Origin of the sequence: Plantibacter sp. Mn2098 (genome assembly GCF_049319745.1) — a bacterium.
Lineage (GTDB): Bacteria > Actinomycetota > Actinomycetes > Actinomycetales > Microbacteriaceae > Plantibacter.
In genome coordinates this window covers 286,628-312,241 of the sequence record NZ_JBMOUH010000001.1, presented here as the reverse complement: position 1 = coordinate 312,241, position 25,614 = coordinate 286,628, and the positions used below count along the sequence as shown (strand labels likewise).

The following is a 25,614-nucleotide window of genomic DNA, read 5'->3' as shown; positions in this document are numbered from 1 at the left end:
GATGCTGTGGCACCATGTTCCACAGTGCCTCATCTGGGGCACACCAAAACACTTCGATGGGAAGCCGCCACGTGGAGCTTCGTGACTACCTCCGAGTCCTTCGGAAATACTGGATCCTGATCGTTGCGCTGACGCTTGTCGGCGTCGGTGCGGCTGCAACATACTCGCTGCTGTCGACGCCCGTCTACAGCTCATCAGCCAAGGTGTTCGTCTCGATCCAATCGAGCGACAACGTACAGGAGCTGGCGCAGGGCAGCACGTTCACGCAGCAACGGGTGAAGACCTACGCAGACCTCGTGAACACGCCCATCGTGCTGTTGCCCGTCGCGGCCAAGCTCGGACTGAATCTCACAACGGACCAACTGTCAAAGCAGGTCACGGCTTCGGCTCCCCTCGACACGACTCTGATCGAGATCATCGCAACGGATCCCGACCCCGTGCGCGCCGCCGACATCGCAAACGCGACGGCCGAGAGCCTGACCGGCGTTGTATCCAACATCGAGACCCCGGAAAAGGGCGATGCCAGCCCGGTCAAACTCACACGCGTGCAAGAGGCGAGCGTCCCGGTCAAGCCGGTGAGCCCGAACGTTCCCCTGAACCTCGCCCTCGGCTTGCTCGTCGGTCTCGTCATCGGCATCGCCTTCGCGGTGCTCCGTGAAACGCTCGACACCCGCATCCGCAACGAGCGCGACGTCGAGCAGGTCACGGGCCTGCCGATCATGGGCGGCATCGCCTTCGACCCGAAGGCGCAGCAGCGGCCGCTCATCGTGCAGGCCGACCCGCGCAGCCCCAGGTCGGAATCGTTCCGGAGCCTCCGCACGAACCTGCAGTTCCTCGATGTCACCGATCAGCCGCGCAGCTACGTCGTGACCTCGTCGATCCAGAGCGAGGGCAAGTCGACCACTGCGTCGAACCTCGCGATCGCGCTCACCGACGCCGGGCACCGGGTGCTCCTCATCGACGCGGACCTCCGCCGTCCGAAGCTCGCCTCGTACTTCGACATCGAGGGCGCGGTCGGCCTGAGCGATGTGCTCATCCGTCGGGCGACGCTCGAGGACACGATCCAGTCCTGGGGCCGCGGTCGCCTGTCGATCCTCCCGGCCGGCGCCGTGCCGCCGAACCCGAGCGAACTGCTCGGCTCCGCGATCATGCAGCAGCTCATCACGGGCCTCGAGCGCGAGTTCGACTACGTGCTGCTCGACGCTCCCCCGCTCCTGCCCGTCACGGACGCCGCGCTCCTAGCGCGACACACCGGCGGCGCGCTGCTCGTCGTGGCCGCAGGGCGTACGCACAAGAATCAGCTCAAGGGAGCGATCGAGAGCCTCGCCCACGTCAACGCCTCCGTCGCCGGTCTCGTGATGACGATGGTTCCGACCAAGGGACCTGACGCGTACGGCTATGCTCGCTACGGATATGGCGCCGGCTACGGCTACAGCTACGCCGAAGACAAAGCCTGACCGACACCCGACGTCGGTTTCCACGGACTGGCCCGGTCCGGAACCCCTGAACTCGTCACCGTGCTTTCGCGACGGTGATCATCCCGAACGAGTTGTTTTTCCGACCCCGAGGAGCTGGCCGTGCGCGAGCAGTCGCCGTTCACCATCGTTATCGTCTGCACCGGAAACGTGTGCCGTTCACCGCTCGCGGAGCAGCTCTTGCGCGCCCGCCTCGACGCCGCCGGCGTCCCGGCGGTTGTGACGAGCGCCGGCGTCGACCCTGGACAGGGGCTCGCGATGCCGCCCGAAGTCGTCGCCCAATCGATCCGGTACGGCGGTGATCCGGTTGGGCATCTGCCGCGGGCCCTCGACGCGTCGGTCCTGCGCGAGGCCGACCTCGTGCTGACGGCGACCAGAGGCCACCGCGGCGATGTCGCCCGAGCGCTCCCCCGCGCATCGAGGTACACGTTCACGATCGCGCAGTTCGCCAGGCTGCTCGACGGTGTGGCGGCGGATCTCGACACGGTTGCGAGCCCCTGGGATCTCGTCGACGAGGCTGCCGCCGAGCGAGGCGCCGCCGCACCGCCGGAGGATCCGACGGTCGATGACATCGAAGACCCCTACCGCCGAGAAGCCGAGGTGTACGACCGGGTGGGTGAACGGATCGCCGGGCTCGTCGACGTGATCGCGGCGCGCATCATCGCTTCGGCCAGGCCGGGTTCGACCGACCAGGCTGGAGCGGCACGGTGAGCACTCGTCGAGGACGGTCGAGGTCTCGGTCGCGCGCCCAGCAGTCGACCCGCGAGCGGTTCTTCGGTTCGCGCCAGCGGCAGATCCTCGCGATCGTCGGAATCGGTCTGTTCGTCGCGATCGACGTCGTGCTGATCGCCCTCGCGCTCCAATCGGTGAAGCCCACGCCGACGACCGAGACCCCCAGGACGCCGTCCGGGTTCGGCGCAGAATTCGACACGCCGTCGCCCACTCCGAGCCCCACGCCGTCGTCCACACCGCCCGCGGCGGCGGCACAGCCCAGCGCCGCCCGGTTCCTGGTCGCCGGTGACGCCTCGACACTGTGGCGGGCCACGGCGGGGAGCTGCACCGGAACGCGAGCGCTCATCGAACGCAGCGTCGATGCTGGAGCGACGTGGCAGCCGTTGACCACCGGCACCTTCGACGTTCGCGCCGTCTACGCGCTCACCGCCACGAACGCGACCGACGTCCGCATCGTCGGGGCCACCGACGCCGCGTGCACGCCGGGCGCCTTCGTGTCCTACACGAGTGGCGACTTCTGGGCGGTGGACGCGAACGCGCTCGCCGGCGCGAGCTATCTGCAAGCCGATGCGGCCGGCGCTTCGGTGTCCGCCCTCATCAACGGCGCCACCGTGCCACCTGCGTGCGACGCCATGCAGCAGCTCGTCACGACCTCGACCGGCCCGACCGTCGTGTGCGCCGACGGGCTGCACACGTGGAACTCATCGACGTCCACCTGGAGCACAACACCGCTGAGCGGTGTGCGTGCGGCGGCTGCGGGAGCCGCTGGCGCTGACGCCACCCGCCTCGCGATCATCGGCTCCCCCGGCTGCACGGGCGTGAGCGTGCAGGAGCTCGATGCAACGCCGACCGCCACGACGGTTCCGGCGACACTCGGTTGTGCCGCGACCGCGGGGGCCGATGGCGCAATCGCCCTTGCCGGTTCAGGAGCTTCCCTGTGGGTGTGGTCCGGGGACGCTGTAGTAAGGTCTCTGAATTCCGGAAATACCTGGATCTAAGCACTCATCATCAAGTCACCTTCATAAGGTGCGTAAGATTTACCCATTTTGGGCGTCACACGCCGCCTACTGGGAAATTACCGCCATATGGAGGACATCCCTTGACAGATCGTGGGGCTATATTGAGCAAACACCCCCATTCGCAGGTCACACGCTTCAGCAATGACTTGCGCTTTTCTCACGGAGACCGCATGCTGCAGCCATCCGTGCCGCCGTCAACGTCGTCAGCGAGCACTTCCCCAGCGTCATCGAAAGTGACCCCTAGCCGTGATTGGCGCGATGTCTATGCGATTCGCCTCGTCGTCACCGACGCACTCGTCTTGATCTGGGTCGTCTTCGGAGTCCAGCTCGTGTGGTTCGACTTCGATACAGAATCAGTCAGTGTCACGAACGCATTTCCAGTAGCAATCAACTACACGGTGATCACGGTCGCGATCATAGCGAGTTGGCTCCTCTTGCTCAGCATTTTTGGCACGCGCGAGTACCGCGTGATCGGCAATGGGAATGCTGAGTATCGACTTCTAACCGATGCAAGTATTCGACTGTTCGGACTCGTCGCGATCGTGGCGTTCTTGTTCAAGATCGACTTGGCCAGAGGCTACATCCTCGTTGCGTTCCCCCTCGGTATCGCCGTGTTGCTCTTCTCTCGTTGGATGTGGCGGCAGTGGCTGCACGTCCAGCGACTTCAAGGCAAATTCTCGTCCACTGTCCTACTCGTCGGTTCAGCAGAATCAGCCGCCCACATCGCTCTGGAATTGTCAAAACACGCAGATGCCGGCTACAAGGTGGTTGGCGCCTGCATTCCGAGAGGGCAGAGCGGAGCTTTCCTGCGGGAGACCGATGTCCCAGTCGTCGGATCGCTCGAGGACATTCTCTACGCGCTTGAACGGACCGACGCAGATACCCTTGTCGTGACGAGTTCGGACGACCTTTCACCAAATCGGGTTCGCGAACTCGGCTGGAGCCTCGAGGCCGGGCGCCAGCATTTGGTCGTTGCACCTAGCCTTACAGACATCGGTGGTCCGCGAATTCACACACGTCCAGTCGCAGGCCTTCCCCTCATCCATGTCGAGACGCCGCGGTACGACGGTCGAAAGCGATTCAGCAAACGATCTTTCGATGTCATCGGCTCGTCGGCCCTACTCCTTCTCTGCTCGCCGCTCTTCCTGGTCCTGGCCTTGCTCGTCAAGTTCACTAGCGCGGGGCCGATTCTCTATCGTCAGGAACGAATCGGGCAGAACGGCGAACCATTCAACATGCTGAAATTCAGATCGATGATCGTTGACGCGGATGCACAACTGCAAACGCTTCTCGCCGAGCAGGGAACAGACGGACGCCCACTATTTAAGGTGAGGAACGATCCTCGGCTCACGCGCGTCGGTGCGACTCTTCGCAAGTACTCGCTCGACGAGTTCCCCCAACTCCTGAACGTGTTCCGTGGTGACATGAGTTTGGTCGGGCCCCGGCCCCAGCGCGCCGGGGAAGTCGCACTCTACGATGCTGCTGCGCATCGCAGACTGATAGTACAGCCTGGGATGACGGGGCTCTGGCAGGTGAGCGGACGCTCAGCGCTGGGCTGGGAAGACGCCATTCGACTCGACCTCTACTATGTAGAAAACTGGTCACTGACCGGTGATTTCGTAATACTTTGGCGCACTTTGAAGGCTGTTATCGCGCCCGGAGTCGAGGCGCACTAGTGACGCAACTGCCCTGCTCGGATCCGATATCTCTACCCATCGACGGTCACCAGATCAGAACGAGCGATCTACATGAATAGCAAACCGTTCACCGGAATCAGATACCTCCTCCAGGATCAGATCTCGCCTCAGTCGGGCGCAGGGGAGACGCTTCGGGCTCTTCTGCGGGGACTCTTTGTAGTGCGGCATCTTTCGACGCTGTTGTTTCGCGCATCCCAGTCATGCGGCCGTCGGGTGCCAGCACTAGGGGCGTTGCTCAAACAGACGAACCACGTAATCACAGGCGCGGATTTGGCCTGGCAAGCAGAAGTCGGTCGTGGCCTAGTGCTTCATCACCCTACTGGTGTCGTCTGGGGACCAGGCGTATGCATAGGCAGAGCATGCCGGGTACAGCAGGGCGTGACGCTAGGTGGAAGCGGCTCGAAAACGGCGGACGGCTCTCCAACCATTGGAGATGAGGTCATCATTGGAGCTGGTGCAAAGGTAATTGGCCCGGTCTCAGTTGGAAGTAACTCAACCATTGGTGCCAACGCAGTTGTGCTGTCCGATGTGCCCGACCACTCAATTGCAGTCGGAGTGCCTGCACGAACACGCAAAGCTAATGCTGATAGAAGCGAAGGCGTTCAGGAGTGAACGTATCCAGTGATATGGCACGGCTGTGACAGACAATCAGATCGTCGAGGACTCAGGGCGACATTCCTTAGCGGACCAACCGTCGACCAAGAAGCTCAGTCGCCTAATGATTGCCGGCGCTACTGGTCCCCTACTTAGCTTTGCCGTCCTTTTCGCGTTGCCGCTGATAGGCGCTTGGCTGCTTCCTGCTCGAGAATTCGCCCTGTGGAGCATTCTCAGCTCAATCTCCACAATCTCGCTCTCGCTGGACTTCGGAGGGGTTGCGCTCACCATGGCGCGTCTCGGTTTCGAGCGACGGCTTCCGCTGCTCCTGCGATCAAGCGCACTGTCAGCAAGTGGGTCAGCGCTCATAGGCATTGTTGCAATGGCGGCCTGGATTCCGTATTCGACTACAGAGGCCGCGGCAGGTTTCACCTTGAGCGAAGGGCTGTGGGCAATCGGCCTCACCTCACTCGCGTCGTGCCTACGAAGCGGGCTGATGGTGCTGGCCCAAGCTGCGCTGAATGATGAGAAGTTCTTGCTTCGCAACTTCATCACGGCAGGCCAGTCGATCCTGGCTTTCACGATCACAGTCGGATACATCCTGCATAGCGGCACCGCTTGGGCTCTTCCGCTCGGCTGGGCCCTCTCGAGCGCCATTGTCCTCGTTGTAGCTATTCCATGGGCCGCGCGCACTGGCATCTTCACTCGATCACCGCAGGATACCTGCGATATGCCAGTGTCTGCTAGGACGAGGACATTCATCTGGTCTAGAACCGTCGCGACAATCATCGGCGCATTGCTCCTGCAATCCGATCGGTGGATCGTAGGCGCCATAGCAGGCCCTCAATATCTCGCTGCCTACGAAGTCGCGTGGCGCCTTGCTTCTATGCCAAAGTTCCTCATCCAGAACCTCAGCGTCGTAACGGGCTCAAGCGCTGCGACGATGCGTGCGAGTGGCGCAAGAAGAGTGGCTGCACTCATCCGGCATTCGACCCTCATTTCTGCCGCAGCCGGCGGAGTAGCGATCTTACTTTTCACTTTCGGCTATTGGGCTGCGACAAGCTTCCTAGGAAAGACACCTCTATGGCCTGTCTTCGTAGCAATGATTGTTGTATTTACGTTGCACGGACTGACTGCTCCGTTGTCCTTTGTGGGAATTGGGATCGGGCTCCCAGCAATCGATATTCCATACCTTCTGGCGACGGCAGTTCTGTCGCTTGCCGCTGTTGCAGTGGGGTTTGGGACTGCAAATGTGGAGCTATACGTCTACGGCAATCTCGCCGCGTTATTCTTTGGCGTCATATGGTTCTTTGGATACGGGAGCAAGCGAATCCAACGAGATCTCAATCGCGAATACCCGTTGACGCTTACCTCCTAAGCTCAGCCCACTCTTCCGAGATAGTTCTGACGAGCTGAGCAGCCAAAACAGGTGACGAGCTGAGCGGTGATCACGATCTTGCGGCTCTCGGAGACAAGCGCTCCATCTTTGCTCGTTGGAAGTACGCGGAGCATTCCATTCGGCGCAGGCGTCCCAACTTATTCGGGACGTTTGCGCCAGAGCAAGGCCGCGAACCTATTTTCAACCGCAGGACTGGTGTCGGCGAGTGACTAGGTCGCCGAATACCGAACCTGCATCCCTTCCGCACAGGTCGGTCCGCTCCCGCGCGGCCTTCGATGCAACGGGGAAGGACGCAACCGCGCGGTGCACCAGCTCTCCGCCACCAAACATTCGATCCAAGATACTTGGCACTGGTTGAGAACGGCGTCAGCGCAATCGAGTCGGTCCGATCAAACCCAGGGCATTCTCGCCACGACTCTACGACCACAACTACGCCTCACCGCCCGCCTGAACGCCGGACATGCGGCGAGCGTCGACTCGAGAGTCAGATAGACGCTAGATCCTTGATCCGTCTTGCGGGAACCCCGGCATACATTCCATCCGGGAGACAGACCGAGATGACAACCGCTCCGGCCGCTATAACACAACCATCGCCGATGACCACCCCGGGCATGACAATGGCACGCGCACCAATCCAGACTCCTTCTCCGATGCTCACTGGTGCAACTTGAGTATCGCCAGCCCGTTGTGAATGTGCACCCAATCGATGAGTACCGGTGATGATCATCGCCTGCATTCCGATTTGCGTACGAGCACCTATCGAAACGGACTCAGCGCCGTCGAGAAACACCCCGTGATTGAGAAATACGTCACGTCCGATCGTGATTCTCCTACTTCCGTAGAATCCACCGGAACAGATCACCGACTTCTCCACGTTCATTCCACAAGCTCGGAGAAGCCGCCATCGAATCGGGCGAGGGATGAGGTTGGACGTTGCCACCGTATTGAGACTCAAGTCTCGAATATGCCGGATGATCGCTGCTTTCGCTCCCATTTCAAAGCCCCCGGACCATAGGGAGCACGCGCGACGAAGCCATCGCTCGCAAATCAACCCCGTCGTGAGCCCCGTAGACACACTTAACGACAACTGCCCAGACCAAAATGCCTCCCACCGTCCCTTCGAAGAAGGGGTCGGTCATAGAGATTGCGATAGCGGACAATGCCGCCGCGGAAAGAAGTCGGTCCGATCGGCATGCGCGAAACACAAAAACGACGATCAGGGTAACGACGGGAAGACCGAACACAAGACCTCCTATCTGGAGAAAGGAGAGTACCAGGTTGTGTGCGAAGGACTGTGTTTCAATCTCGGCGCCCGAGACGCCACGAAACGAAAGCCATCCCGTCCCTATGAATGGCGAGCTAGCGAATTCTTCGGCGGCGAGCCGAAACAGTTCGAATCGACTATCCACGTTGACCAGTACTCGAGAATTCACGGCAAGCCGCTGCGAGGTCGCCGAGTCGATGAGGAACAGCGCCACAAACGGGATCACCAATGCGATTGCCCGGAGGAAGAATTTCGGCAGCGGCCTCTCTGCCATATTCCAGACAAACACAACAGCACCCACACACAGTGCAATAACGGCGCCGCGCGACAGAGTCAACAACGCAACTGCGGTAGCCATGAGCGCCGGCAAATAGGCGAATATAGATGGCCGTCTGCTAGACGACCGGATTCGCGCAAGCAGAGCAATTGAGCCGACGACCAACGCGCCCGCGACATAGTTCGAGTTGCCCCATGGGGTCTGTGAACTCTGGTGAAGTCCTGCGACGTCAGAGCTTCCCGAGAACGAGATCACGAGCTGCGTCGCGCCGCCCACGAGAAATATTCCCAGTCCTGCGTCTACCCAGCCGAGCTGCGCTCGCGACGTTTGTGCCCAGACAGCCCCGACCAGGATTCCGCCGACGATTCCAAACGAGAAGTTCAGATAGGCGCTCGCAGCAGCTCCGAGAACCTGCGCCGTGAAGGTTGGCACAATCATCAGACCGAGCAGAACTAGAATGAGGCCAGAGTGCACCTCGATTTGCTTTCGTCCCAAGTTATGCGCTAGCAGGCTTGAGAAAAACAGCTGAACTGCGAGAAACACAATTGCGATCTGGCTCGCGCTCAACGACGCCGTGCTACCTTGCGCGCTAAACGTTAGAACCGGACCCCAAGGAATCAAGGCGAGGACCGCAGCCGCGAGAAATGAAGTTAGAAGGGGTGGCTTCGCGCGCGATAAATCAGAGTTGACGATGTCAGATACGGTCAACTCTCCGTCCTTCCGGTCTGGTTCCGGTGCCACGCATCTCCAACCCAGAGGCAACCAATTGAAAGCCTACGATGTTTGTTAGTCAAGGCTTGGGCGAACTTGCATTCGAGAGCGCAGATCTGACACCTTCTACAAAAAGCTCCCAGTCAAACTGATCTGCTCGATGTCGTCGCAAATCAGGCGAAGGGACGCGTATTGAGCGAAGCTGCGTGGATATTTCGGCCGGGGTCCCGAATTTCACGAGCACCGCTGCTTCGTCGAGAAGCTCGCGAGTCAATGGCTGGTCGACCGCGATTACGGTACACCCAGCGCTCAGCGCTTCTATGTATGGCAGGCCGAATCCCTCATCCCGGCCAAGCAGCATGAAGTACTCCGCCTCGCGGTACAGGTCGATCAATGCTTCATCGGAGATCCTCTCAAACCACCGGCAATTTTCAGCGCCGAGACTGCTTTCTGTGACCGTCCTCACCTCTTGCGATACTCCAACCCCAATAACGCTCTTGCACCAGCGAGGTACATCGACAGCGATGGCCGCAGCAGCGAGCTCGTTGTTCTTGTGCTTCGCTCCGCCCACGAGGAGAAGGACTCCGTTCGACTGTTCGTCAAACGAGTCCTTCGGCATCATCCCCGGGCCCAGCCAGCTCACCGTCGCTTTCCTCGCCGCCGCCGCGGAGAAGCCGACGAGGTCTGCGCGGGTGCGTTCGCTGATGCAGAGAAGCACATCAGAACGGGCTATCGACCTCCGCAGGTCCCACGCACGATATGCGCGAGCCAGTCGTCCACGGGTGCGAAGCCATCTCAGGTCATGAATGATCGTGACAATTGGAGCCCGTACGCCGAAAGGAATCGGAGGAATCATCGAAAGATAGCAGTCAAACTTTCCGCGAGCTGGCGTCAACCCCCTCAACATTCCGCGGACGGTGTTCACTACGCCAGGGCCCAGATCGCGGGTGTGCGAGAGTGTGAGACGTGACCCAGACGCTTCAAGGCGTGGATACAACCTCCGCTGAAGTACTCCAATCCCGGTAGTGGGTCGGGCGAGGCCACTTGCGCCAATTTTCATGAAATTACACGCTTTCGAACGGTGGAAGGTCAGGTTTGCTGTTGAACGCGATCGCTCGAATAGCGGCCCACACACCCCTCAGATGAGCCCTATTCGGGGCACTAGCCATTGGCACCAGACAAACGCGCACCACCAGCGCACTTACGCATATCAATTGCGAGAGACGCGGATGTCTATACCATTTTCGCAAGTACTGGTACGCCGACCACGTAGAGACCGGCAAGACATACTCAATCCATGCAGATGTGGTCGCAGAATGTTCGTGAAACACTCCGGAATTCGAGACTGCGAGCGAACGTATCTGCGCATCGTTTGACCGTCGAGCGAAGTCCGCATCCTCATAGGTGAACGGCAATTCAAGGTCAAGACCATCAAGAAGCGTCCATGTTCGCCGAGATACAGCGACGGCGCTGAAGGACTTGTACGTTCCACTTTCCACAACGTCCACAGCGTTGTGGGCGGAACGCTTACGCTGCCGTGCCAGAAGTCTTCCGACCAATGAGATGTTGAGGAACGCACCCAACCGGCCCGGTACAGGCCTAGCGTTCTCAGCATCGAGGTAGACAACGCCGACATCATTGCGGAGATGCTCCGCGAGGACATCCCTCAAGATGGACTTATCAAGGGTCACATCATCGTTTAGAATCATGAGCCAATCCCAAGAATCGTTCGAATCTGCGCCTAGCTTCATGCTCGCCGCGAAACCATCGTTGGAATGGCTAGTCACGTGCCGAACCTCAGCCGCCTTGACCAGCGTCAGGAGACGCTTACTGTTGGCAATGACTACAACTGAAGCCCCGATCGACTCAAGTATCTCGACGAGCGCTCGCAAATGGTCGAACCGCGCAGGAGAGATCGATGGTATGACCACCATTATCTTCAACCGTTCCAGATCGCTCACTTCGCGTCAGCCTTCGGAGAGGATTTCCGCGTGGCGTTGGTGTCCACGCCTGCAAATTGGAGCACCTGTCCCAGCACCGCTTCAAGCGAAAATTCAGCCTGAGCTTTGGCCCGAGCCTCACGCGCCATGTTAACGCGAAGCTCTGGGGAGTCGATGAGGCGTTCAACCATAAGAGCGAAGGACCCCACACTCACCTCATCCACCACGAAGCCAGTCTTCTGATCATCTACGACGGCGCGGCATCCCGCTTGACCGGAAACCACCGCGGGGACGCCACAGGAAGAAGCTTCAATGACGACCTTCGGTGTTCCTTCAGGATGGGTGGACGGAAAGACGAAAATATCTGACGCCTGGAAGACAGAGATCATGTCGTTCCGGCGGCCCCAAAGCTCAATGATGCCTTCGCTCACTGCCTCGTCGAGTTCAAATTGGCTAACGCTTGAACTGACGCCTGTGTCCGGTTCGCCCACGACAACAAAACTGCGTCCCGGCCCTTTAAGACGACGAGCGATTTCGAGAAACTCGTAGATCCCCTTCTCTCTATAGAGCCTCGACGCAAAAAGGGTGACAACTGGCATTGTCGACGCCTCTGATTTGTTGCCCGGCCTCCATACTTGCGTGTCTACGCCAGTACCCGGAATCACCATGGACCGGACTGCGCTTGCCAACCGACCTTCGATGAAAAGATCGCGATCACTGTCGATTTGAAAGAGGGTAAACACATTGTGAAGGCGTGCCGCGACGTTCAACAACCCACGAACCATAAACGTTGCTCCGCTTCGAGAGTGCTGGCCGGCTAACACACGGCCCGCGCCTCCCGCAACGCGAATAAACCGAGAGCTTCTCAAGAAAACAGCAGCCGGCCACCCCAACGAATAGGCCGCGGTTGCGATAAGGAATACCAGCTCAGGTCGAAGTCGCATCAACAGAAAAAAGATCCTGATCGCTGCGCGAACAGACTGCATGCCGGAAATTGATTCCCGCCCCAGATCCACTGCCTCAAACTGGAAACCCAGTTTTCGAATCGCATCGCCGTATCCGGTCTCCTTGGCAAGGACTGTGACCGAGGCACCAGCCGATTGAAGGGCACCGGCCCACACTGCACGATGGGTGAGGAATGAAATGTCGTTATTCACGACAAAGACCACTCGTTTCTTGGCCGAGTAGTTGGCGCCTAGTTGGCGGGCCGCTTCGAACCCGGGAACGTCATAGGTATTCATTTCGCCAACTGCTCGAACGAGGCGTCCAGCCTTCGGCTCAGGTTGAGCTCTCGCATCCAGCGGTATTCGCTCTCCAGCCCGTCCCGCAAATCGACCGCTGGAGCCCAACCAAGAAGTTCGCTCGCGCGCGCGGTGCTTCCGCCTGTACGCCGAACATCACCAGGTACCGGAGAGCCGTAGTTGACTCGAGGCGCAGAACCGTGGATCTCTTCAAGCAGCGCGAACACCTCGTTTACCGTCACCGATGCGCCGCCCGACAGGTTGACGACAGTGCCTGTTTCGACGTCCGCTTGTGACGCCAGAACGTTCGCTCTCACGATGTCCTGAACATGCGTAAATTCACGAATCTGCTCGCCATCTCCGAAGACCGAGATCTCGCCATCACGCAACATCTTGCTAATGAAGATGTTGAACGCCATGTCTGGTCGCTGCCGTGGACCATAAACCGTGAAATAGCGGAGTGAGACGGTCGGCACCCCAAAGTTTTTGGCGTACAACGAACACAAATGTTCAGCCGCGAGTTTGGTGACGCCGTAAGGGCTTCGTGGCTGCGGCCTATCTAGCTCCGTAGTTGGGTAGCGCTCGGCGTCGCCATACACCGAAGATGACGACGCGTATACAAACCTCTTGAGTGTTCCAACGGCTTTTGCCGCTTCAAGCAAAGCCTGGGTGACCTCAATGTTGCTCCGGGCGTAGACGCCAAAGTCAGATCCCCAGGACTTACGAACACCAGGCTGACCGGCCTGGTGGAAAACGACGTCCACATCACCAAGAAGCGCTTCGAGGGGCTGTTCCAAAATGTCGCCCTCAACGAGCTCGTATCGATCGTTCTGGGATGCGGAAACGATATTGAGACGCTTCAACCCAACGTCGTAGTAGTCGGCGAAGGAGTCAATCCCGATCACCGAGTTCTGCGGATCCTCAAGCAACTTGTCGCTGAGAGTACTGCCGACGAAGCCGGCGGCTCCAGTAACCAATGCGCGCACTTGTCCCCCATAGTCAGGTTAGGTAAGGGGAGACTATCGCAACAGGAGAGGGCCACTCGACGTCCCCTGATCAGGGGGGGTCGTTGCGGCAAAGGTAACTCGCCGCAATACATCCACGGGGGACTCCGCAAGGAGATTTTTGTCGGACAGTTTGTTCGAAGTCATACCTCTTATATGCTTCCTCGCGACTCAGACGATTCCAGTGAGCGCAACTGGTGTTTGTTACTTAGCGCGCCGCGCGAGACGAAGACTCCCAGGGGCACTCAGAATTCAACAGATTGTTACAAAGGAGATGGCGGCCGGCGCACCCGAGGCGCCGACCGCCTGACCACTCGTCGCCCGAACGCGAGGAGTGGAACTGGTCACACCGTGTCATCCCCCGACGACTTGGCGTGAACGAACCTGCGACTGCCGGGACGCGGCTCCGCCGATCCCCCACGCGCTGATGGACCAGCACCTGCACCAACCACCTCGGGCTCGGCCGTCGTGGCCTCGCCCGTGATGTCGGAATCTTCCGTGAGCGCGGAGCCGACCGTGACCGGCTCGGCCTGCGGCGCATCGGCACCGGCACCGGCACCAGCGCCGGCAACGTCAGCAACACCAACACCCGAGGTGCCAGCAACACCGCCAGGAACACCGCCACCGGCCCCAGCCCCAGCCGCCACCGACCGCCGCAGCGCGCCGATCGCCGCCAACCAACGCCTCCCCCACGCGAACCCGGCCAACCAGGTCCGGTCACGGATGAAGAGGAAGTCGAGTGCGATCATCGCGAGCGAGAACGGCCACAGTCCAAGGAGCAACGCGACGCTCAGGTGCATCCCCGTGATGGCGACGAGTGCGAAGATCCGCGACGGCCGCCACAGCAGCAGCAACGGGAACAGCAGTTGCGTGAACAGCGCGATGTACCCGGCGACGTGCACGAAGAAGGCGACCTGGAACGTCAGATCGCTGAGCAGCGGGAACGGCCGGAAGTTGTCGAGCACAACCGAGTAGTACGGCGCGGTGCCGTTCAACCACTCCGGCCCCTGCAGCTTGAGCGACGCCGACCGAACGTAGACGAGCGTGATCTGGTACGCGCACAACACGAGCGCCGTGTTGTGCAGCAGGCTCGTCAACCACGACGGCCACCACGAGAACACCAGCCGACGAGCCGGCTTCAGCCCACGAGCCGCACGTCGATCACGCAACCAGGCGTCAACCGAGAACCGCTGCGACAGATCCGCGAACACTGCGAACAACAGCGTGATCCGCATGACCGTGTCGCCACCGTTGTTCACCAGGTTGCTGTTCGTCGACAGGCTCACCCAGAACAGCAGCAGGAACGGCGTCACGATGCGCGTCCGCCAACCGATCGTGAACAGCACCGCCAGGATCGCGAGCGCCCCGTACGACAGATCGAACAGGAACGGGTTGTCCTTCGGGAACAAGATTCCGAAGAACCACGGATACGGGTTCACCCCGAGCTCCAGATCCAACCACTTCGACCCGACACCCCACACGTACGCGCGATCCGCCGCGTTCGTCACCAGCACCATCAGGACGATGAGCCCGTACACGATGCGGAACGCCGCGAAACTGTACGTCGCGTGCTTCTCCCCGATCGCCCACCCCGTCAACCGCGGCAACCACGTCCGCGGATCCCACGGAGACGATGCGACGGCAACGCCGTCGTGCAACAGGTCCGACTCTGCGGCGCGCTCTCGGCGCGCAGTCCGTGCACTCATCGTGAACCGTACCTCTCCGTCACGTCGCGGAACGCCGCGAGCGCCTTCGGGTCGACCTTGTCGGTCACCTGACGCCACCCGAACGTCGTCGTCTGCGGCTTGAACTGCTCCTTCGCATCCAACCGGTGGTCGAAGTCGTTCGGCCTCGACTGGTAGAGGCGCCACCGCATCCGCTCGATGTCCTGGTCGTAGTACGCGGTGGTGAAGTACGTCAGGTACTCCTTCACGATGCCGTCCGACCGCAGGACCCGGTTCACGTTGAGGATGCTGTCGCCCTGCTGCAGCAGCTTGTCGGCGAGGACCGCGTTGGGGATGGCGCCGAAGCCGCCGTCGACCCGCTTGATGAACGTGTCCTTCACCGTCGCCCGCTGCTCAGGCGTGAGCTGCAGATATCGCGTGTAATACGTCTTGATGAGGTTCCAGGACACCTTGCTGATCCGCGACGGCAACGGATTCCCGGGGATGCTCGACTCCTCGATCCCCGTCACATCCAACCACTCGCTCTTGACCGGCTTGCCAGCGGCATCACGCCACATGACCTGGACCTGCAACTTCTGATTGTTCTTCAGAACAGTGGGAGCGAACACATCCCACTTCTGAGCGAAATACGGGCTCGCCACCTGCAACACGGGGCTCACCGCCGCTTTCGCCGCACTGGCCGGCAGCACCATGAACACACTCAACGCCACATAGAGCGCCACGAGTGCGGCTGCGATGCCAGCGCCGATCTTGGCGCCGACGGGAATCGTCTGGGACAACTGGATCTCCGATCTCGGGGTCGGTTCACATCCACCTGCCAGCGTTGATCGACAACCGGGGTTCGGACCGGGCCGCACTGGCGGAGGGCGACCCCGGAATTCGGTCCGGGGTCGGGGTCCGATGTGGCCGCCCCGGGAACGGGGCGGCCACATCGGCCCAGGGTGTTACGAGTGGTCGACGCCGTGACGCCGACGCCGGCCGAGGAAGACGGCTACACCGCCGAGCAGGACCACGAGGATCCCGGCCAGTCCGAGGGACCCGCCCTCGAAACCGGTCGACGCGAGGCCGGTCTTGCCACCGGTCGTCGTGCCGCCGGTCGTGCCGCCACCAGGGTTGCTCGGATCGATGACCGTGAACTGCGTCAGCTGACGCGGAGCGGTCACCGGCCCAGACTCGGCTCCGACGAGCGCCACCGAGTGAGCACCGAGTTCGAAGTCGGCACCGATCGGGAAGCTGAACGTCACCACACCGGATGCGTTCGCGACCTGAGCCGGCAGCACAATCGGCGTCGAGTTGACGGTCGCGTTGACCGTTTCACCCGACTTGAAGCCGGTACCCGTGACCACCTGGGTCACGTTGGTGCCGCGGACGATCGTCGCGAACTTCACCGTTGCATCGAGGCCCACCTCGGGCGAATCGGTGCCGTCGGTTGCTTCAGTCGCTTCCGTAGCTTCGGTCGCTTCCGTAGCTTCAGTTGCCTCGGTCGCTTCCGTCGCCTCTGTAGCCTCGGTTGCTTCCGTGGCTTCAGTTGCCTCGGTCGCTTCCGTCGCTTCAGTTGCCTCGGTCGCTTCCGTGGCCTCAGTAGCCTCGGTCGCTTCCGTGGCTTCAGTAGCCTCCGTTGCTTCCGTCGCCTCAGTTGCTTCCGTCGCCTCAGTTGCTTCGGTAGCTTCGGTAGCTTCCGTAGCCTCGGTTGCCTCAGTGGCTTCAGTTGCTTCCGTAGCCTCAGTGGCTTCGGTCGCTTCCGTCGCCTCAGTTGCTTCGGTAGCTTCCGTAGCTTCAGTGGCCTCGGTCGCTTCAGTGGCCTCGGTCGCTTCAGTGGCCTCGGTCGCTTCCGTAGCCTCGGTGGCTTCGGTCGCTTCCGTAGCTTCGGTTGCCTCAGTGGCTTCCGTAGCCTCCGTCGCCTCAGTGGCTTCAGTGGCTTCAGTGGCTTCAGTGGCTTCAGTTGCTTCCGTTGCCTCAGTGGCCTCGGTAGCTTCCGTAGCCTCAGTGGCCTCGGTTGCTTCCGTAGCCTCAGTGGCTTCGGTCGCTTCCGTCGCTTCGGTTGCCTCAGTGGCTTCCGTAGCTTCCGTCGCTTCCGTCGCCTCAGTGGCCTCGGTCGCTTCCGTGGCCTCGGTCGCTTCCGTAGCCTCGGTCGCTTCCGTAGCCTCAGTGGCTTCGGTTGCTTCCGTCGCCTCCGTGGCTTCCGTAGCTTCCGTAGCTTCAGTTGCTTCCGTCGCTTCCGTAGCCTCAGTGGCTTCCGTAGCCTCCGTTGCTTCGGTTGCTTCAGTCGCCTCAGTGGCTTCCGTAGCCTCCGTAGCTTCAGTTGCTTCCGTTGCCTCGGTCGCTTCCGTAGCCTCGGTCGCTTCCGTAGCTTCCGTTGCCTCCGTGGCCTCAGTTGCCTCCGTGGCTTCCGTCGCCTCAGTGGCCTCGGTCGCTTCCGTTGCCTCCGTCGCCTCCGTGGCTTCCGTAGCCTCAGTTGCCTCGGTCGCTTCCGTTGCCTCAGTTGCTTCCGTCGCCTCAGTAGCTTCGGTCGCTTCCGTAGCCTCAGTTGCCTCGGTCGCTTCCGTTGCCTCCGTGGCTTCCGTAGCCTCAGTTGCCTCGGTCGCTTCGGTGGCTTCCGTCGCACCGGTCTCGACCGTCAGCGAGGTGGTGGCCGGGGTCGCGGAAACCGCACCCGTCGCCGTCACCGTCACGTTGCCATCCGCGTACCCGACCGGGATCGGCAGGTTGACCGAGATCGTTCCCGTGCCCGTCGCCGTGGTGGTGGCGGCCGGTGCACCGGGGATCGACACCGTGACGGTCTCGTTCGGTGCGAAGCCGGTGCCGGTCACCGTGGTGGAGCCTCCCGGCTCGACGGTGGTGGGGCTTGCGGAGATGGCGGTGATGAAGAGCGCCGACTGGACCGTCAGACCCGCCGTGGCGGGCATGGCCGAGACCGGACCCGTCGCGGTGATCGTTACGACACCCGTCGGGTAGTCGTCCGGGACAGCCAGCGAGACGCTGATCGCACCCGATCCATCGGCCACAGTGGTCACCGGGGTGACGTTCGGGATGGAGACCGAGACGGTCTCACCCGGAGCGAAGCCCGTACCGGAGATCTGCGTCGTGCCGCCGGGGTTCAGCGAACTCGGCGTCGGGACGATGACCGTCGTGTAGGAGACCGTCACGCTCGACGTCGCCGCAGTGTCGGAGATCGATCCGACAGCCGTGACCGTCACCGCACCAGCCGGGTAGTCGGCTGGAATCGGCAGGTTGATCGCGAAGCCGCCCGTCTCACCGGCCGTCACCGTGACAGCCGGTGCGTTCGGAATCGACACGGTGACCGTCTCACCCGGTGCGAAGCCGGAGCCGCTCACCTGGGTGAACGAGCCGGCCGTGACCGTCACCGGGCTCGCCGTGATCGCGGTTGTGTACGTGACCTCGATCCCGGTCTCAGCCGGAGTGTCGGACACGTTGCCGACGGCCGTCACCGTGGTGGGGCCAGGCACGTAGTCGGCCGGGATCGGCAGCACGACGGTGAATCCGCCGTCGCCGTCCGTGACGACCGTGACCGACGGAGCACCGGGGATCGAGACCGTGACGGTCTCACCAGGGGCGTAACCGGTACCGGTGACCGTGGTGGAACCACCGGCGGTGACCGTGGTCGGGTCGACCGAGATCGCCGTCGTGTAGACGATCTCGACGATCAGGTTCGTCGTCGCCGGGGTCTCGGACACGTCGCCAACGGCCGTGACGACCGCGGAGGTCGACGCGTAGTCGGCCGGGATGGGCAGCGAGACGCTGATGGTGCCGGTGCCGCTCGCCGTGGTCGTCACGGGATCAGCGCCCGGGATCGAGACGGTGACCGTCTCCCCGTTCGCGAAGCCCGTGCCGGTGATGAGCGTCGATGCGCCGGCTGCGACCGTCGACGGGTCGGCCGAGATGGCCGTCACGTACGTGGTCTGCTCAACCGTGATGCCCGTGGTCGCCGGCGTGTTGGACACGGCGCCGAGCGCCGTCACCGTGACGGCTCCAGGCGCTTCACCGGCCGGGATCGGCAGCGAGGCGGTGATGCCACCCTGCGCGGTCGCGGTGACGACGACCGGTGTACCACCGGGGATCGACACGGCCACGGACTCGTTCGGCTCGAAACCGGTGCCCGTGATCGTCGTCGAACCGCCAGGAGCGACCGTCGCAGGCGATGCGGTGATCTCCGTCGTGTAGACCTTCTCCTCGACCGTGAGCGCCGTCGTGGCCGGCGTCGCGGACACAGCACCTTCGGCCGTGACCGTGAGCGAGCCGATGGCCGCTCCGGCCGGGATCGGCAGCTGCACCGAGATGGTGCCGGTGCCGGATGCCTGCGTCGAGACCGGCGTACCGCCCGGGACGCTGACCGTCACCGTCTCGTTCGGGGCGAACCCGGTACCCGAGATCGTGGTGGTGCCACCCGGATTGACCGTCGCAGGCGTCGCGGAGATGGCCGTGTCGTAGACGACCACGAGCGTCCCGCGGACGGTGGACGATGCCAGCGCGATGTTCGCGAGCGACAACGCGGGAACCAGGCTCACTTGGACGGCGCGAACCGTCTTCGATCCTGCCCCGAAGTCACCGACCGCCGGCTGTACGTTGGCCGTCACATCCGCGACGAGTCGCACGATGTTGAGGATCGGCCCGACGACGTTGACCGCAAGGCCGCTCGTCACACCGTTCAGTGTGGTGTTGAGGGTCGTGACGGCGGTGAAGACGCTGCCGACGACGCCGAGCACCGCGTTCAGGAGTGTGGTGATGATGCCGTCGAGGCTGAGCCCCAGGACGGAGAGGACCGTGTTCAGCAGGTTGCCGACGACGCCGGATGCGACGAACGTCGCCGTACCGTTCTTGATCGCCGAGAACGGGGCATCGAGCGTCAACGTGACCGCGTTCGCACCGAGCACCTTGACCTGCACGACCGACTTGAGGTGAGCAGCGCTCACGGCCGCTTCGACACCGGTCGCGACGGCGTTCACCTGAGCGGTGATCGCCTGCGTGATGCCGTCGGCGATCGCAGCCCCGATGGCACCGGACAACAGCGAGGTGTTCGGCGGGAGGTCGTCCAGGTCCGGCAGGTTCGGGTTCGTCGCCAAGAGCGTCTTGAGGTCGACCGTGACATCACCGGTCGTGAGGTCGACCGTCACACCAGTCGCCGAGCCGACCGGACCGGTCGGCAGCAACAGGCTGAGGTTCGGGAGCGTCACCGTGTTGGTGGCCGAGGTGGTGACCACGCCGATGTTGAGGGCCGGAATCTGGAGCGCCGTGTTGAGGAGCCCCTGCACACCGTTCAGCACCGTCTGGACCTGGTTGACCGAGGTCTGCAGCGTCGTGTACACGTTGCCGACGAGCGCGCTCTTGATCTTCAGGTTCGCCCCGGCGATCTGGTACGCGGTCTCAGGCGTCGCCCCACCCGTCTGCGTGGCGTTCGTGGACAGCGCGCCGAGGCTGAGCGAGAGGTCGTCGACGATGCCCGTGGTCGGGACGCCGACCTTGCCGAGCAGCTTCGCGAGGTTGAGTTGTGCATCGGCAGGGGCGTTCGGGCTGCCACCGATGGCGATGGCGCCCTGATCGGTGACGGCGCCGGACGCGCCGAGCGCGTCACCGTTGTCAGCCGCATTCGCGTACTGGGCGACGGCGCCGAGTGCGATGACCCCGTTGGGGCCGAAGAGTTGGAGACCGTCGCCGAGGTCGATGGCGATGGCGTTCAGAACGCTCGCAGCCAGCGGGCTGCTCTGCGTCGGGTGGACGCCGCTCGGGTTCTCGGCCTTCGCACCGGCGAGCGCTGCGATGGTGTCCAGGTTGATGCCGACGGCGTTCCCCGAGAGGAATCGGCCGGCGGCCTCTGATCGGTCGCTCGGAGCGGCGGTCGCGGTCGTTGCTGCTCCGACGGCGACGAGGGCGCCGATGGCGATTGCAGCTGTGACCTTCCACACCCCACCCCGCGTGAACGGCCCGTTGGGCCTGCGTTGGTGCTGTCGTTCCCCCACGATGTGAACCTTTCCTCGACGTGCACGGGTCCGGAGCACGCGCAAGGCGGTCCCCAGTCCGGGCCACACTATTGGCGAGCCGGGGATCCCCCGAGTGGGGGTGGGCGAATCGAGTAGTTTCAGCCCGGAAAAACCCGTTTCACGAGCCGGCAACCATGGCACCCGAACGGGGTACGTAATTACTACTGAGAACTTTCAGCCGGGATGCTGCAATCACTCAGTGAGTACTGATAATGGTTCAAGCGCACAACTGGTTTTCGTGGAGGGACTTGCGTGCGGGACACATAACTGGGGGCAGCGCAATGAACGACATCAGAACACGATCGGCGCACCACGCGCCGCTCAGACCGACCATCCCGAACAACCCGAACGTTTCAACCGCGTGACGACGATGCGACAGGCACACTCAACCGTGTCGGGCGCAACCGACGGCTTCGCTGCAGGCGGTCCAATGACGGACGCACCGACAGCGGATCGATTCGCCACGGGCGGACCGATCACCGAGCTGCGGAGCGTTCGCGCCGCCGCCCCGCGTCTCAGCGCGCGGCAGACCGCCATCGCCAGAGCCGGCGAACTGGTCGAGCACCACACGAGTCTCCTGCTCGTCGGCCAGAACGGGTTCGGGAAGTCCTTCGCCGCCAAACGGATCCAGGGACGGCTCGAACTCCAGGGCCGCAACGCGGTCGTCCTCGGCGGCGGCGATGCCGACACGACCGAGATCCTCGAATCCTGGCGGAGCACACCATCCGGCACCGTCTTCATCGTCGACGACGGCGACCGGCTCGACCTCGCGTCGATCCCCTCGGTCATCGAGATCGCCCGCGCGAGCACCCATGCGATCCTCATCACCATCGAACCGCTGCAAGCCGATGTCGACGGCACCCGCAGCGACGACGGCACCTCACGCCTGCTCAGCATCTGGCGCGGCGGCGAACTCACCCGCGTGGACCTGCCGGTGATGAACGGCACTGAGGCGGCGGAACTCATCGACATCGCCTCGCAGGGCGAGATGCTCGACGACATGTCCCGCTCCACGATCATCCGGCTGGCCCACGGTTCGCCGAGACTCGTGTACGAACTCACGAAGGACGCGCTCGAGACCGGCGGCTCCTTCTACGTGCCCCGCAGCATCCTGTCGCTCGGGGACTCCGCGATGTCGCCGAGGCTCCACGACCTGACGCTCCCGCTGCTCGAACGCACGGACGACCTCGGCCGCTACTCGCTCGTGATGCTCGCGAAGCTGGGACCGACCCCGTACGCCCGCGCCACCAGGCTGCTCGGCGAAGCGCCGCTGCACGACCTGCTTCGCCTCGGCCTCGCCCGCAACGACGGGACCTCGCTCGACCGGATCGTCGCCGAGGAACTGCACGCGTGGTCCGCCCTGTCCGACTGGCGTCGCTCCTGGCGCTCCCGGCAGTTCGACGTCGTCCAACGCAAGCTCATCACCGACCTCGTCAAGGGATTCCGTCTCACACCGAACGAGAACTTCATCATCGGACGCTTCTGGATGAACGAGTCCGACGAGGAGGTCCTGGAGGACGTCACCGCCGAGGTCGCGGCGAAGGTGCTGCTGACCGCCGCGCACGTCGCGAACGTCGCCGGCCTCGCGAGCGACGCCCACCTGCTCGCGACCCGTTCCTCCGGATTCCAGCGGAGCCTGGCTGCAGCGCTGCAGGAGTCGCGTGCCCTCGCGATGCTCGGCGACATCAGCGGTGCACGTGCCGCCATCGACCTCCCGGAGGACGTCGAAGCTGCCGCAGACGACCACCGCGAACGGCTCAGCTGGGAGATCACCCTCGGCCGTTGGGAACGCCACGGGCCGGTCGGGCGCATCAGTGCGCTCAGCATCGACTCCGTCGACGCCCCGGCACGGAGCCTCACCGATCACGCGTTGCTCGTCGACAACTGGCGAGAGGGCCTGTCCGGCAGCGAGACCGCCATCGCCGCCTTCACGGCGATGCTCGACGATGAGAGCGCCGCCCAATCCACCAGGCTCTACGCTGCAGCATCGATCCTCGCCCAGGCCAGCCCGTTCGCCACCGCAGAAGAGGCGCAGAACACCCTCGAACGCGGCTACGCCGTCTACCGGCAGATCAGCTACCACGAGCTCCGACCGTTGTCCCACTCCACGAGGGACGCGAGCGCCATGTTCTTCCTCGTCGCCGGACTCGTCCGCCTCGAAGCAGGGTTCCCCTGGGCGGAGCTGGAGCAGGACATCACCGTGTTCAGCGAACGCGCCGGAACCTCCAGCGGACAGATGTCGACCATCGATCAGTGCGTCGTCGGCATCCTGCGCGGAGCCATCGCGATCGTCGACGGTGAGATGGAACGCGCCGTCGCAGACCTGTCAGTGGTCGAACGCCTCCTGGACAGCACGCTCCCGCCGGAGGTGCACGCGTTCACGAGCGTCACGCTCGCCCTCGCGTACACCAACCTGGGGCAGTTCGACGAGGCCGGATACCGACGCAACGCCTTCGACCGGGAGATCATCGCGAGCTCCGAAGTGCTCGTGATGTTCACCAACATGCTCGACTTCGCGATGCTCACACACCTGCAGGGTGCGGCCGCCGGTGCGACGTTCCTCGCCGGCATCGCGACCGATGAACGCCGGTCTGCGTCCGCACGCATCTACGCAGCGCACCTCAGCCGTCTCGCCGGCTGCAAGGCGACCATCGCGGGCGGCTGGATCCGCGACATCCGGTTCACCGACCTCACCCCACTGCCGCACGCCCTCGTCTCGCTGCTGTACGCGGAGGCGAACCAGGATGCGGCGCTGGCCGAGCAGGCCGCGAAGGGGCTGGAAGTGGTGGGCGCGACGCATCGTGCCTCGCGTGCGTATGCACTCGCGGAGCAGCTGCACCTGGCGCAGGGGCGGCCGTCGCAGGCGCAACGAGCCGGGCTGCACGCAGCACGGCTGGCCGACACCGGACGGCCGTCGTCGTTCCGTCGGTTGCCGGCGTCGGAGCGCATGACGGTCGCGCCGATGCCGTCACGGGCGGAGGCGCCCATCCGTCCCGTCGTCGACCTCGACGACCTCACGAAGCGGGAGCTGGAGATCGCACAGCTGGTGGCGGAGGGACTCAGCAATCAGGAGATCGCGAACCGCCTGTTCCTGAGCGTGCGGACCGTGGAGTCGCATGTGCTGCAGGCGCGCACGAAGCTGGGAGCGCCCAGGCGGCGCGATCTCGGCCGGCTCGTGGCCGGTTCGCCGTTCACGCGCTGAGCGGCCGCGGTCCCTGGACCGGTCGAAGGGCTCGCGGACCTCGGTCCCTGAGCCTGTCGAAGGGCCCGCGGACCTCGGTCCCTGAGCCTGTCGAAGGGCGCGCTTCGACAAGCTCAGCGACCGGGCTCCACCGCCCCGGTACATCCGCTTCGACAAGCTCAGCGACCGAGGGCACCGGTCCCTGAGCCTGTCGAAGGGCGCGGGGTCACCGGTCCCTGAGCTTGTCGAAGGGCCCGACCACGCAGCACCCCTACCCCGCTCTCGGGAACTGCACCCCGACGACCAGCCCGCCCTGCTCCTGCGACCGCAGGTCCAACGTCGCAGCGTGCGCGTCGACGATCCGCGCAACCAGAGCGAGCCCCAGCCCGCTCCCCTCCGACCCTGCCCTGCCCCCTGCGACCCGTCCGACCCCGCGCACGAACGGCTCCGTCAACGTCTGCAGCACCTCCGGCGGCACGACCGGGCCGGTGTTCACCACAACGAGCTCGACCGTCCCGTCCGCACGCGTGCCGGTCCGGACGTCGACGGTCCCTCCCGGCCCCGTATTGTGACGGATGCCGTTCAGCACGAGGTTCGAGACGAGCTGCCGGACGAGCGCGCTGTTCGCATCGAGATAGCCCTCGTCCAGCGTCGCGGTGAGCGTGATCCCGGCCGTCTCGGCCTCCGGACGCAGCGCCTCGATGACATCCGCGGCGACTTCGTCGAGATCCACCGGCCCCCGTTGCACGCTCTGACCGTCCTCGAGCGAGGCAAGGGAGAGGAGCGCCTCGACGATCTCGATGCCGCGCCGGTTGGTCGCGTCCAGTCTGCCGACGAGCCGTTCGACGTCGACGCCCTGCGGATTCGCGACGGCGACGTCCAGGAGCATCCGTTCGATCGCGTAGGGGGTGCGGAGTTCGTGGGAGGCGTTCGCGGCGAACCGCCGCTGCTCGTCGAAGGAGCGTTGCAGGCGGTCGAGCATCGAGTCGAAGGTGTCGGCGAGTTCGCGGAACTCGTCGTGCGGGCCGGTGAGGCGCACCCGTTCGTCGAACGTGCCGGCCGCGACCCGCCTCGCGACGCCGTGGATCCGCTTGAGCGGGCGGAGCATACGCCCGGCGAGGAACCATCCGCCGACGAGCCCCACAACGGCGAGCGCCACGATCATCTGCCAGAACCTCGGCCAGAGGGCGTTGAGGAGGTCGCCGCGGTTCGGGACGAAGCCGATGTCGGTCTGGAAGCTCTCCGCCGGGATGAACCGGACGATGTAGAACAGCAGGGCGAACAGCGCGATGCCGGCGACGAGGAGGAACCCGGCGTAGCTGAGCGTCAGTCGCCATCTGGCGCTCATCGGGGACCCGGCGTTTCACTCATGCGTCCACCGTAGACGCACGCTCGTTTA

Annotated in this window: 17 protein-coding genes; 7 read left to right on the top strand and 10 right to left on the bottom strand. The window is 63.2% G+C overall.

The window, feature by feature from the left end; all coding sequences use genetic code 11:
• Positions 1-71: 71 nt before the first annotated feature.
• The 6 genes from ACL9RL_RS01390 (at position 72) to ACL9RL_RS01365 (ending at position 6,895) form a co-directional block, all read left to right on the top strand.
• A complete protein-coding gene (locus tag ACL9RL_RS01390; RefSeq protein ID WP_422778420.1) occupies positions 72-1,457 on the top strand; it encodes a polysaccharide biosynthesis tyrosine autokinase in 1,386 nt (461 codons plus the stop codon).
• A 120-nt stretch (positions 1,458-1,577) separates the two neighbouring features.
• On the top strand, positions 1,578-2,186 hold the full coding sequence (locus ACL9RL_RS01385) for a low molecular weight phosphatase family protein (RefSeq protein ID WP_422778419.1): 609 nt from the start codon (positions 1,578-1,580) through the stop codon (positions 2,184-2,186).
• Positions 2,183-3,205, top strand: coding sequence for a hypothetical protein (locus ACL9RL_RS01380; protein WP_422778418.1), 1,023 nt, complete (start codon positions 2,183-2,185; stop codon positions 3,203-3,205). The genes ACL9RL_RS01385 and ACL9RL_RS01380 overlap by 4 nt, the downstream gene beginning before the upstream one ends.
• A gap of 191 nt (positions 3,206-3,396) precedes the next feature.
• Complete coding sequence (locus tag ACL9RL_RS01375; RefSeq protein ID WP_422778417.1) at positions 3,397-4,902, top strand: sugar transferase; 1,506 nt, start codon at positions 3,397-3,399, stop codon at positions 4,900-4,902.
• 72 nt (positions 4,903-4,974) lie between these two features.
• On the top strand, positions 4,975-5,535 hold the full coding sequence (locus ACL9RL_RS01370; protein ID WP_422778416.1) for a serine O-acetyltransferase: 561 nt from the start codon (positions 4,975-4,977) through the stop codon (positions 5,533-5,535).
• A gap of 25 nt (positions 5,536-5,560) precedes the next feature.
• Complete coding sequence (locus tag ACL9RL_RS01365) at positions 5,561-6,895, top strand: lipopolysaccharide biosynthesis protein (protein WP_422778415.1); 1,335 nt, start codon at positions 5,561-5,563, stop codon at positions 6,893-6,895.
• A 505-nt stretch (positions 6,896-7,400) separates the two neighbouring features.
• Here the strand turns inward: ACL9RL_RS01365 and ACL9RL_RS01360 are convergent.
• From ACL9RL_RS01360 to ACL9RL_RS01320, 9 genes are all read right to left on the bottom strand, one after another.
• Positions 7,401-7,643, bottom strand: coding sequence for an acyltransferase (locus ACL9RL_RS01360; protein WP_422778689.1), 243 nt, complete (start codon positions 7,641-7,643; stop codon positions 7,401-7,403).
• 268 nt (positions 7,644-7,911) lie between these two features.
• A complete protein-coding gene (locus tag ACL9RL_RS01355) occupies positions 7,912-9,165 on the bottom strand; it encodes an O-antigen ligase family protein (RefSeq protein WP_422778414.1) in 1,254 nt (417 codons plus the stop codon).
• 82 nt (positions 9,166-9,247) lie between these two features.
• Positions 9,248-9,886, bottom strand: coding sequence for a glycosyltransferase (locus ACL9RL_RS01350; protein ID WP_422778413.1), 639 nt, complete (start codon positions 9,884-9,886; stop codon positions 9,248-9,250).
• Between the two features lie 346 nt (positions 9,887-10,232).
• A complete protein-coding gene (locus ACL9RL_RS01345; RefSeq protein WP_422778412.1) occupies positions 10,233-11,129 on the bottom strand; it encodes a glycosyltransferase family 2 protein in 897 nt (298 codons plus the stop codon).
• On the bottom strand, positions 11,126-12,349 hold the full coding sequence (locus ACL9RL_RS01340) for a glycosyltransferase (RefSeq protein ID WP_422778411.1): 1,224 nt from the start codon (positions 12,347-12,349) through the stop codon (positions 11,126-11,128). Before ACL9RL_RS01340 ends, ACL9RL_RS01345 begins: the two co-directional genes overlap by 4 nt.
• A complete protein-coding gene (locus ACL9RL_RS01335; RefSeq protein WP_422778410.1) occupies positions 12,346-13,335 on the bottom strand; it encodes an NAD-dependent epimerase/dehydratase family protein in 990 nt (329 codons plus the stop codon). The genes ACL9RL_RS01340 and ACL9RL_RS01335 overlap by 4 nt, the downstream gene beginning before the upstream one ends.
• Before the next feature lie 362 nt (positions 13,336-13,697).
• On the bottom strand, positions 13,698-15,059 hold the full coding sequence (locus ACL9RL_RS01330; RefSeq protein ID WP_422778409.1) for an HTTM domain-containing protein: 1,362 nt from the start codon (positions 15,057-15,059) through the stop codon (positions 13,698-13,700).
• A complete protein-coding gene (locus ACL9RL_RS01325) occupies positions 15,056-15,817 on the bottom strand; it encodes a DUF5819 family protein (RefSeq protein ID WP_422778408.1) in 762 nt (253 codons plus the stop codon). Before ACL9RL_RS01325 ends, ACL9RL_RS01330 begins: the two co-directional genes overlap by 4 nt.
• 165 nt (positions 15,818-15,982) lie before the next feature.
• A complete protein-coding gene (locus ACL9RL_RS01320) occupies positions 15,983-21,013 on the bottom strand; it encodes a choice-of-anchor G family protein (RefSeq protein ID WP_422778407.1) in 5,031 nt (1,676 codons plus the stop codon).
• Between the two features lie 451 nt (positions 21,014-21,464).
• On the opposite strand from ACL9RL_RS01320, the gene ACL9RL_RS01315 reads away from it, so the two are divergent.
• On the top strand, positions 21,465-24,236 hold the full coding sequence (locus ACL9RL_RS01315; RefSeq protein ID WP_422778406.1) for a helix-turn-helix transcriptional regulator: 2,772 nt from the start codon (positions 21,465-21,467) through the stop codon (positions 24,234-24,236).
• Positions 24,237-24,486: 250 nt separating this feature from the next.
• Here the strand turns inward: ACL9RL_RS01315 and ACL9RL_RS01310 are convergent, their stop codons facing one another.
• The gene (locus tag ACL9RL_RS01310; RefSeq protein ID WP_422778405.1) at positions 24,487-25,563 is read right to left on the bottom strand and encodes a sensor histidine kinase; all 1,077 of its coding nucleotides are present in this window, start codon (positions 25,561-25,563) and stop codon (positions 24,487-24,489) included.
• Between the last annotated feature and the right edge of the window lie 51 nt (positions 25,564-25,614).

Bases quoted from the DNA above. Each gene is read 5' to 3' on its own strand.
- ACL9RL_RS01360 (WP_422778689.1), bottom strand. From the start codon at position 7,643: ATGATCATCACCGGTACTCATCGATTGGGTGCACATTCACAACGGGCT.
- ACL9RL_RS01370 (WP_422778416.1), top strand. From the start codon at position 4,975: ATGAATAGCAAACCGTTCACCGGAATCAGATACCTCCTCCAGGATCAG.
- ACL9RL_RS01310 (WP_422778405.1), bottom strand. From the start codon at position 25,563: ATGAGCGCCAGATGGCGACTGACGCTCAGCTACGCCGGGTTCCTCCTC.
- ACL9RL_RS01315 (WP_422778406.1), top strand. From the start codon at position 21,465: ATGACGGACGCACCGACAGCGGATCGATTCGCCACGGGCGGACCGATC.
- ACL9RL_RS01330 (WP_422778409.1), bottom strand. From the start codon at position 15,059: ATGAGTGCACGGACTGCGCGCCGAGAGCGCGCCGCAGAGTCGGACCTG.
- ACL9RL_RS01340 (WP_422778411.1), bottom strand. From the start codon at position 12,349: ATGAATACCTATGACGTTCCCGGGTTCGAAGCGGCCCGCCAACTAGGC.
- ACL9RL_RS01375 (WP_422778417.1), top strand. From the start codon at position 3,397: ATGCTGCAGCCATCCGTGCCGCCGTCAACGTCGTCAGCGAGCACTTCC.